General features: G+C 71.5%; 8 protein-coding genes. 4 read left to right on the top strand and 4 right to left on the bottom strand.

All coding sequences use genetic code 11. From position 1 onward, the window contains the following. Nucleotides 1-36 precede the first annotated feature (36 nt). Complete coding sequence (locus ASG91_RS13595; RefSeq protein ID WP_057376687.1) at nucleotides 37-1,323, top strand: hypothetical protein; 1,287 nt, start codon at nucleotides 37-39, stop codon at nucleotides 1,321-1,323. A gap of 5 nt (nucleotides 1,324-1,328) precedes the next feature. On the opposite strand, the gene ASG91_RS13590 is transcribed toward ASG91_RS13595, so the two are convergent. From ASG91_RS13590 to ASG91_RS13575, 4 genes are all read right to left on the bottom strand, one after another. Then, nucleotides 1,329-2,507 (bottom strand): hypothetical protein, encoded by a 1,179-nt coding sequence (locus ASG91_RS13590; protein ID WP_157606351.1) that lies wholly within the window; start codon nucleotides 2,505-2,507, stop codon nucleotides 1,329-1,331. 5 nt (nucleotides 2,508-2,512) lie between these two features. Then, nucleotides 2,513-3,781 carry a hypothetical protein gene (locus ASG91_RS13585; RefSeq protein ID WP_056923130.1) on the bottom strand — a complete coding sequence of 423 codons (1,269 nt, stop codon included), beginning with the start codon at nucleotides 3,779-3,781 and terminating at the stop codon, nucleotides 2,513-2,515. An 11-nt stretch (nucleotides 3,782-3,792) separates the two neighbouring features. Continuing rightward, the gene (locus tag ASG91_RS13580; RefSeq protein WP_162257541.1) at nucleotides 3,793-6,036 is read right to left on the bottom strand and encodes an ABC transporter substrate-binding protein; all 2,244 of its coding nucleotides are present in this window, start codon (nucleotides 6,034-6,036) and stop codon (nucleotides 3,793-3,795) included. A 223-nt stretch (nucleotides 6,037-6,259) separates the two neighbouring features. Next, nucleotides 6,260-6,808 (bottom strand): CGNR zinc finger domain-containing protein, encoded by a 549-nt coding sequence (locus tag ASG91_RS13575; protein ID WP_056923128.1) that lies wholly within the window; start codon nucleotides 6,806-6,808, stop codon nucleotides 6,260-6,262. Nucleotides 6,809-6,896: 88 nt separating this feature from the next. Here ASG91_RS13575 and ASG91_RS13570 point away from each other — a divergent pair, with 88 nt between their 5' ends. The 3 genes from ASG91_RS13570 to pth all read left to right on the top strand — a co-directional run bounded on the left by ASG91_RS13570 (nucleotide 6,897) and on the right by pth (nucleotide 9,388). Next, on the top strand, nucleotides 6,897-7,871 hold the full coding sequence (locus ASG91_RS13570) for an EamA family transporter (protein WP_056923127.1): 975 nt from the start codon (nucleotides 6,897-6,899) through the stop codon (nucleotides 7,869-7,871). Between the two features lie 150 nt (nucleotides 7,872-8,021). Further along, nucleotides 8,022-8,714: a 50S ribosomal protein L25/general stress protein Ctc gene (locus tag ASG91_RS13565; protein ID WP_056923126.1), complete on the top strand. Its 693-nt coding sequence runs from the start codon at nucleotides 8,022-8,024 to the stop codon at nucleotides 8,712-8,714. Between the two features lie 17 nt (nucleotides 8,715-8,731). Continuing rightward, complete coding sequence (pth, locus tag ASG91_RS13560) at nucleotides 8,732-9,388, top strand: aminoacyl-tRNA hydrolase (protein ID WP_082594165.1); 657 nt, start codon at nucleotides 8,732-8,734, stop codon at nucleotides 9,386-9,388. The last annotated feature ends 383 nt before the right edge of the window (nucleotides 9,389-9,771 follow it).

The following is a 9,771-nucleotide window of genomic DNA, read 5'->3' as shown; positions in this document are numbered from 1 at the left end:
CATCATGGGCGTGGACGAGGAGGGGAGGGCCAGCCCGTGGTCAGGCCCGGGGACGTGGTGACGCTGCGTCGCTCTGCCACGCAGTGGACCGTGGGCCGCCTCCTGGGCGAGGGTGGTCAGGGCACGGTCCACGAGCTGGTACCCCAGGACGGCTCGGCCCGACGGCTGGCGCTCAAGTGGTATGCCGCGAGGTCGGTGAGCGAGAAGCAGCGCCTTGCGATCACGGCCGTCGCAGCGAGGCACAGCCCGGGTCCGATGTTCCTGTGGCCCATGGAGGTGATCAGCGCACCCGACGGCAGCTTCGGCTACGTGATGCCGATCCGGCCGCCCGAGTTCGTGGGTCTGGGGGAGATGCTGAGAGGCCGTGTCGACGTGACCCCGTCCCTGGCGGTGCGGTTGAGCCTGGGCATGGCGCACGGCTTCCTGCTGCTGCACTCGCAGGGCCTCTGCTACCGCGACATCAGCTTCGGCAACGTCTCCTTCGACCCGCGGTCGGGCGCGATCCTGATCTGCGACAACGACAACGTGGGCGTGGACGGGGAGAGCGAGAGCGGCGTCCTCGGGACGCGCCGGTTCATGGCCCCCGAGATCGTGCGCGGGGAAGCCAAGCCGGGCAGCGAGACGGATCTCTACTCGTTGGCCGTGCTCATCTTCTACGTGCTGATGGTGCACCACCCCCTCCTCGGCCGGCGTGAGCTCGAGTACCCCTGCCTGGACCGCGATGCCGAGGGCGACCTGTTCGGTGACCGCGCCCTCTTCGTCTTCGACCCCACCGACGACGCCAACGCCCCCGACCCGGTCGAGCACCAGACCGTGCTCGCGAACTGGGCCATCCACCCCGAACCGGTCAAGCGGCTCTTCGTGCAGGCCTTCGGTGAGGGCATCCGCAACCCGCAGCGACGGGTCCGGGAGAGTGTCTGGCGCGCCACCCTCGCGCGCCTCCTGGACGCGGTCCGGACCTGCGAGGCCTGCGGCCGCGAGAACTTCTCCGGGCCGGGCGTCCCCACGACCTGCTGGGGTTGTTCGGCCGTGCTGCCGAAGCCCATGCGCCTGGTCTTCCCCCACACCGAGCTCGCGCTCGGCGCGGGGACGCGGATCTACCGCCACCACATCGCGAAGGACTACGACTACGAGCGCACCGTCGGAGAGGTCACCCGGCACCCGACGCGGGACGTGTGGGGACTGCGCAACACCGGCAGTGCCACCTGGGAGGCCCGGATCCCGGGGCGGGAGCCGACGCAGATCGAACCCGGACAGGCCGTGGCACTCGTCCCGGACACCGTGCTCCGCCTCGGCGACGTCGAGGCCCGCCTGGCCACCTGACCGACTCATCGGGGGCTCGCCGGTGACGACGGCTGCTGCTGCGCCGTTGGCGTGCGCGACTCGAGTGCCTCGACCAGGCCCGTGCGACCCTTGAGCCACAGGTCCCCCTGGGGCGTGAGCAACCGCGGTGGGTTGCCAGGTGCGACCTGGACCCCTGACCATGGGACGTTCAGCTCTGGTGGTCCAGTCTTGGAAAGTGCTGGATACCAACGGAATCCGTTGTCGTCCACGACCATGATGCCGTTGCGCACGAGCTTCAGCGGGACCACGAGGACCGCCGCGATGAGCACCGCCAGGACGCCCATGCGAGCCAGGCCTGCGGGGAGGACGAGCGAGGCCGCAGCGAGGACCGCGAAGAGGGCCACGGCGGCATACCTCAGGTGGGGGTTCCTGCCGCGGAATGCGTAGTAGGCCCCGATCGGGAAGCCCTCGCGTTGGATCGCCTGAGCAACCGCGAAGCGGGACGATGCGGGCCAGGGGACCGTGGGGGCAGCCTCGCCCCCGGGCTGGAGGGCGGGGACGCCGGTGCGGCCGGGAGTGGGCGCAGGTGCGGGCTCTGCTGGGAGTGCCACCACCGACGACCGGTCGGGCAGCTCGGTGGCCATCGGGTCGAGCCTGCGGTCGGGAGGCAGGACCGTGGATGCGTCCTCCGCCCCCGAGGTGAGGGGGACTCCGACGCCGCCGGGTGCCGCGGTCGAGCGACCATCGGGGTCGTCGCCCCGGTCCGCACCGTCCGAACCGTGGGTCGAGCCCGGTGCCTGGTCGGAGTCGGTGCTGGAGATGCTTCCGGCCGACGGTGTCGACCCGACCCAGCCACCATCCGACACGGATGCGGGGTCGGGAGCCTCGGCCGCATCGATCCCGAGCGCTCGGAGCCAGTGGCCGATCGCAGTGAGCGCGGCGTCGTCCGTCCAGCCGCGGGCCTGCGCCAGGATCTGCGCGTGGCGGTGCAGGTCGGCCGACGTGAGCGGAGCAGCGGCGAGCAGCTCGGCCGGCACGTTCTCGTCGAGCGCCGTCACCACGAGGTGCACGTCAGCGCGGTAGGTGTGGGCGTCGTCGCCGAGCAGGCGGGTCAGCTTGAGCCGCAGCTGTGAGGGTTGCCCGGCGAACGCCAAGGGGTTCCCCGCCAGGGCGGCGGCCAGCGCTTCGCCCACCGGGCTGGACCAACGGTCAGTGAGTCGCACGTCCTTCACCCCCAGCACCCCATCTGCTCATTGCAGTAGACCGTGATGGCGATGGTCGCCCAGTTGCTGGTCACGCCACTCCCGGTGAGCCGGTACCTGATGGTGTCGGTGAAGTACCCGTTGTGGTGGGGGGTGTAGAGGATCTGGTGGCCACTGATGCTGACCGAGCCGTGTCCGCTCACCGAGGACGCGTTGGCGATCGACCAGGTCGTCACGGTTCCCGACTTGACGACGTTGATCTTGGCCTGGCAGAGGTTGTCGGCTGCGTTGGGAGGAACGAAGTCGACGCACTGCCCGATGCCGTCCTCGTAGAACTTGGGGGTCCAGGCTGCGCTCGTGTTGCCGGCCCTGAGGGTCTTGGGCGCAGGAGGCGGCGGCGCGACGGACTTCGACGTCGTCGACGAGCTCTTGGGCGGTGTCGAGCTCGACGTGCGCTTCGGCGGGGTCGAGCTCGACGTGCGCTTCGGCGGCGTCGAGGTGCTGCTGTGCGCTGCGGGCGCCTTGGTGGGCGGCTTGGTGGGGGCTTTCGTGGTCGCCGTGGCGGTCACTGGCGGGACCTTCGTCGCGGCACCGGTGGTGGCCGTGGTCGCGCCCGACGTCGTCGTGCCGCTCGGGCTGCGCAGCGCAGAGTCCGTGAGGGTCGTCCGGTCCGTCCCGTCGCCGACCGTCGAGAACCACACCGCCCCGGCCACGACGGCCAGGACCGCGGCCGCCGATCCCGCCATCACGCGTCGACCCAGTGGGACCACCTGTCGGTGGCGGGCCGGCTGGTCGGCGGACACGGGGAAGCCGAGGATGCCTCCGGCATCACCTGCGTCGTCGACCGCGCCGTCGGCTGCGCCCTCGTGCGGCAGCTCCGTCGCGGGATCGGAGACCGACCCCACGCTCGGGCCGGACACCGCCGAGGTCAGGCCCCCGGTGGCGCTCAGGGTGGTGACGGACCCGAGGGCAGCCGCCCACACCCCGATGGCGTAGTCAGCAGCACCGTCGGAGAGCCCGCGTTCGACGAGTCGAGCCCGGAGCCTGCCGTCGTCGAGGGCCACGTCCGACTCGGTGAGCATCGACTCCTCGCGGCCGATGAGAGTCGAGGGGATCCCCTCCTCGCTCGCCAGGGCCAGCGCGTCGATCTCAGAGCGGTGTTCGCGGGCGGCGGCGCCGAGGGCGTCCGAGAGGACGGCACGCACCCGGTCGGGGCTCTCTCCGACGCGTCGACCGAGGTCTCGGACGGCACGCTGCAGGGCTTCGGCTGTGGCCTCGGGCTGGTTCTCGGACATGGCAGGTTCCTTCAGGACTCGGTGGGGGCGAGCGAGATGCGGAGGGGGTCGATGGCCCCGGAGAACTCGAGTGAGGTGGTGGCCCCGCGCACCGCGGAGCCACTGCCGACGAGGGACGCCCGGTTGGCGAGCGGGACCAGCAGGGCGAGGACGGAGATGACGTCGTCGACGTTGAGCCAGGCCGCGTCACGAGCCGGTCCCGGGGCGGTCCCGATGGCGCTGTCGATGGCGGAGGTCAGGGTCGCGGCCTCGGCGGCCGGCAGACCGGCCACGAACCGGGGGTCGACGCTCTGGGCCGTCCGGGAGCGGTCGAGGCCGTCGACGTGGTCGGCGCGCACCACGTCGTAGGTGGTCGTCGTCGCCGCGTCCGCCATGGCCTTGACGTAGGCGCCCTTGTCGCCCTTGAAGGCGACCAGGTTGACGGCGAAACCGGCCTGCTTCCACCCCGCGGAGAGCGCGGCCATGGCCCGCTCCGACTCGGGAGTGGAGTGGTAGGCCACCTTCAGGCGCGGCTTGTCGCCGGCCAGCAGGTTGCGGGCCTGCTGCAGGTCGAACGCGACGGTGGGGCCGCTGTGGTAGGTGCCCGCCGTGGAACGCTGCTCCATCCGGGACGCCGGGCCGCCCATCGCGGCGACGTATGACGCGCGGTCGGTCGACAGCGCGAACGCCCGGCGGTTCGCCGTCGACGCCATCGTCGCCGTCCTGAGGTTGGGGATGAGGAGCTCGGTCACGCCGGCCGGGGCGACCTGCGAGCGGTCCGGAGCACTGGCGAAGGCGCTGTCGACCGCTGCGGGGAGCGCGCTGAGGGTCACCGTCCGGCGGTACCCGACGACATCGGCAGCCAGTCCCGCGGCGACGTCGTCGACGTCCGCGGTGGTGATCTCGATGCGGTCGGGGAAGGCCGGCCGGAGGCCGTCGGTGGTCGCGGACCAACGGCCGTTGCGCACCAACGCGACCGTGGTGGCCGAGGCGCTCCTGGCGTCCACGACGTAGGGCCCGTTGGACAGTGAGCGGGTGCCGGTTCCCACCGCGGGGGCGGCCCGGAAGGGAGCCAGCTCGGGTAGGGCCAGGTAGCGCTGGAACTCGTACTCCGGGAACGCGAGCCGGAAGGTCAGCGTCGACCCCGCGCAGCTCACCGCGCGGTCGAAGGCCGCCATTCCTGCGGTGCCCTTCCCCTTGTAGGTCGGCAGCCCGTCCGCACCCTGCGGCACATCGATGAGCACTGCCGCCTCGTAGGAGTAGCCGAAGAACTTGGCAGCTCCGAAGGCCCTGGCCACCCCGGCCTTGGCGTCGGCGCAGGTGACGGGTGTCCCGTCCTCCCACCGCACGTCGGGACGCAGCTCGAAGGACCAGGTCTTTCCCTTGTCGACGGTCCGTCCGGTGCTGGTCGCGAGGTCGGCGACGAGCTGTGCCGGTCGGTCGTCGGCGGCGGCGTCGAAGGCGACGAGCCCACGGTAGAGCGCCCGGTTCATCAGGAGGCGCAAGCCCGGGTCGGTCGTCTCCATGGGGTCCCAGGTGAGTGCACTGCTCGCGGTCATGCGCAGCGTTCCCCCGCTCGCGGCCGCGGGACGGGGGTGTGCGGTGTCTGGGCGGTCGGGCCAGAGCGCCTTGGCTCCCAGTGCACTCGCGACGAGAGCCGCCACGACGAGTGCGGCGGCGACCGGCACCCTGCTCCCCGGCGCCATCGTCAGCGCGACCCGGCGAGACCGGGGGCCTGCCGCCTCGTCAACGTCGAGGACGTCCTGGGGCGGCGTCGGCCTGGATGGGGCGGATGACGGAGGAGGAGCGGCCGGTGCGGAGGTCCCCGGCGCCTCCGGAGACGCGCCGAACGTCGGCGGAGGGGGGAGGTAGGTGTCGTCGGTGGCCAGGACCGCACCGCCGCGCGGGCCTGGGGTGGGGTCGGATCGCCGGGACGACAGGGACGTCCACAAGGACTCGGACACCTGCGCGTCCAGCGCCGAGGCCCAGGTGAGGGTCGCGTCGGCTGCTCGGTCCGTCGTCAGGCCACGCGCCTCGAGCAGCCCCACCCCCTCGGTGACTGCCGAGTCGGCCGACTCGACGGTGCCGATCAGGAGGGCTGGCACGCCCTCCTCGCAGGCGACCACGAGCGCGTCGACCTCGGCGCGGAATTCTCGACCGTCGACCCCGAGGATGTCGGAGAGCAGGCCGCGGACCCGGTCGGGATTGCTGCCGACGACCCGACCGTGGTCACGCAGCACCTGGGCCAGTGCGTCGTGGGGGGTCGGCCTATCCATGGGCCACAGCAGAGTCCCGACCCCTGAAGGGTCGCTGAAGGGTGGAGCCCGTCGTGTGGGGGCAGCGCGGAAAGCGTGCACAGCCCACCCGTCCATCGACCATGTGCCCGGCCCTTCACCACGCAAATGACGCCTGGCGAAAGTGTGGTCGCCGATTTCGGGTGAACCATCCCGCAAAGGGATGAGCACGCGGCCGGCCGGTCGGGCGTTTGCCTGCGGTCGCCTAGTGCTGTCGCTGGCGGGCCCGGTATGCCGCGACGTTGGCGCGGTTGCCACAGCCGCCGTCGCAGAACCGCTTGGACCGGTTCTTGGACAGGTCGACCACCACGTCCTCGCAGTCGTCGGCCGCGCAGACCCGGAGCCGGGCGAGCTCGTCGGCGCGGATCACGTCGACCATCGCCATCGCCGCCTCCACCGCCATGCGCGTGGCCAGCGGTGCCTCGGGTGGGGTGGCGTGCAGGTGCCAGGACCACTCGCCGTGCCGCACCAGCTGGGGGAGTGCCCCCGCTTCGGCCAGGAGCTCGTTGACGAGGGCGACGGCGTCGTCGGTGTCGGCGGTCCAGAGCCGGCGCAGCCTGGGCCGCAGCGCCTTCACGGCCTCGAGCTCGGCCGGCTCACCGCTGTGCGCGCCGGTCCACTCCCAGTCGCGGACGAACTCGTCGAGGTCGGCGACGGTGGCGAGGTCCTCGGTGTCGGTGAGCAGGGTCGCCGCCGTGTTGACCAGGGCGGCCGCCCCGCGGAGAGCCACCTCTGTGTCATGGGCAAAAAGCATCTTGACTCCTGACCGCCTCGATCGCTACCGTCATGAGTATAAGGCGTTTGACCCGTTACAGGTATGGCAGGCAGCGAAGGGAAGTGGCATGGCGGCACGGTCGAAGAGCCTCGGGCTCTGGTTCGCGCTCGCCTCGGCGGCGACCTTCGGGAGCAGCGGTCCGTTCGCGAAGTCGCTGCTCGTCGAGGGGTGGAGCTCGGGCGCCATCGTCCTGCTCCGGGTGGCCGGAGCCACCCTCGTGCTGGCCGTGCCGACGATCCTGGCCCTGCGCGGTCGCTGGTCCCTCGTCCGGGACAACTTCCTGACGATCCTTGCCTACGGCGCCGTCGCCGTGGCCGGCTGCCAGGTGGCCTACTTCTATGCGGTGCAGCGACTCGACGTCGGGGTGGCCCTGCTCCTGGAGTACCTCGGTGTCGTCCTCGTCGTGCTCTGGGTGTGGCTCCGCACGCGTCGCGCCCCGAGCGCCCTCACCGGCCTGGGCGTCGTCCTCGCGGTCGTGGGGCTGGTCCTCGTGCTCGACCTCTCCGGCCAGAGCCGGCCCGACCTCGTCGGGGTTGCCTGGGGCCTGGTCGCCGCCACCGGGTTGGCCACCTTCTTCGTCCTGGCGGCCGAGGACAGCACCCTCCCGCCGGTCGCGCTCGCCGGGCTCGGCATGGCCGCGGGCTCGGTCGCCCTCGGCATCCTCGGCGCCGTCCACGTCATCCCGCTCGAGTTCGCCGCCACCCCGGTCACCCTGGTGGGTGGCGACGTGCCCTGGTGGGTCGCCATCGGTGAGCTGGCACTCATCGCCGCCGCCGCGGCATACCTCCTCGGGGTCACGGCGGCCCGCATGCTGGGCTCGACGGTGGCCTCGTTCGTGGGCCTCACCGAGGTGCTCTTCGCCGTGCTGTTCGCCTGGGTGCTGCTCGACGAGCTGCCCGGCCTGGTCCAGCTGGCCGGTGGCGTCTGCATCGTCGCCGGGGTGGTCGCCGTGCGCCTCGGCGAGCTGCGGCGGGGTCGCCCGGAGCAGGGCCCGGCGGCCGCCGAGGACGCGGATTTCCCACTCCCCGCAGGCGTCGCCTAGACTCTCGGGGTTGCCTCGGCGAGGGACACTGCACGGCTGCCACCACCTGGGGCCGGTCACGTCCGTAATTCGACGCGGTGTGGTCTCCGTGCTGCGCCCCGCGTCGAGGCCCACCGCATCCTCGAGTCCCCCACCGCACAGGAGATTTCCGTGTCTGACAACAAGCTCGTCGCTGAGACGCGCACGCAGTTCGGCAAGGGCGCTGCCCGCAAGATTCGCCGCGACCACAAGATCCCCGCCGTCATGTACGGCCACGGCGCCGAGCCCGTGCACATCACCCTGCCCGGCCACGACACGATGATGGCGCTGAAGGTCGCGAACGCGCTCCTCACCATCGTCATCGACGGCAAGGAGCAGCTCGCCCTGGCCAAGGACGTGCAGCGCGACGCCATCAAGCCCGTCATTGAGCACATCGACCTGGTCATCGTCCGCAAGGGCGAGAAGGTCACCGTCGACGTGCCCGTCCACGTCGAGGGCGAGGCCGCTCCGGAGACCGTCGTCACCGTCGACTCCCAGACCGTCCAGCTCGAGGTCGAGGCCACCCACATCCCCGAGAACATCGTCGTCTCCGTCGAGGGCCTCGAGGCCGGCACGCAGATCAAGGCGTCCGAGCTCGTGCTCCCGTCCGGCGCCACCCTGGTCGTCGACGCCGACACCCTGGTCGTCAACATCACCCAGCAGATCTCGCAGGAGGCGCTGGACGCCGAGATGGCCGAGGCCGAGGCCGAGGCCGGCATCGAGCACGAGGAGGCCGGCGACGGCGAGGCTGCCGAGGGCGACGCCGCCGAGTCCGCCGAGGGCGACGCCCCCGAGGGCGAGAAGGCCGAGTCCGAGGACGCCTGAGTCCCACTCACCGTTGTATGCCGGAAGGCCAGGTCCGTCACGGACCTGGCCTTCCGGCATACTTGCGCCCCGTGAGTGACGACGGCACCTGGCTCGTGGTGGGACTGGGCAACCCCGGCCCCAAGTACGCAGGGAACCGTCACAACGTCGGCGCCATGGTCGTCGACGAGCTCGCCTCGCGCGCCGGCGCGAAGCTCACCTCCCACAAGGCGCGGGCCTCCGCCGCGACCGTGCGGATCGGCCTGCGGCCGGGCGGGGCGCCCGGACCGGCGGCGGTCGTCGCGGTCCCGTCGTCCTACATGAACGAGTCGGGCGGCCCGGTCAAGGCGCTGATGAAGTTCTTCTCGGTCGAGGTCGACAGGTTGCTCGTCATCCACGACGAGCTCGACATCCCGGCCGGCGACGTCCGGCTGAAGAAGGGCGGGGGAGAGGGCGGCCACAACGGTCTGCGCTCGATCTCCTCCGCCGTCGGGACCAAGGACTACCTGCGGGTTCGGGTCGGCATCGGCCGCCCGCCGGGTCGGATGGACCCCGCCGACTTCGTGCTGCGGGACTTCGGGACGACCGAGCGCAAGGAGCTCCCGTTCCTCCTCGGAGACGCCGCTGACGCCGCCGAGATGGTCGTGGTGGAGGGGCTCGTCGCGGCCCAGCAGAAGTACCACTCCCCGGCCTGAGGGCCGTCCGCACCCAACCGGAGCCATCCCGCCACGAACGCCACCACCTTCTCCCTCAAACGGTGGAGAGGGGTACGGCATACCCCGTAGTCAAGGTGAGGTTGTCTGGCCTAGCCCCGTGATCGTATGTGCCGAATCCCCTGCGGTGACAGCATTTCCAGAGCCTGAGGACGTCTTCTCATGAGGGCACATCGGTAAGTCCCACTTGGGAGTTACCTTCAGGCGCTGAGCGGTTTAGGGGAGTTGCCATGACGGATCTTGCGGGGGCAAAGTCCGTTTCGCCAGTCGGGGCGGAATGGGTGCGGAAGCGCACGACGACGGCTTCGCCGCGCTCGGCCCCGCCTGGTCATGCACCCCAGAGCACGAAGCCCGCGCGCCCCTGG

The sequence above is a fragment of the Phycicoccus sp. Soil802 genome (assembly GCF_001429605.1).
Classification (GTDB): domain Bacteria; phylum Actinomycetota; class Actinomycetes; order Actinomycetales; family Dermatophilaceae; genus Pedococcus.
The sequence above is the reverse complement of the archived record's forward strand: the minus strand, read 5'-3'. Positions and strand labels throughout refer to the sequence as shown.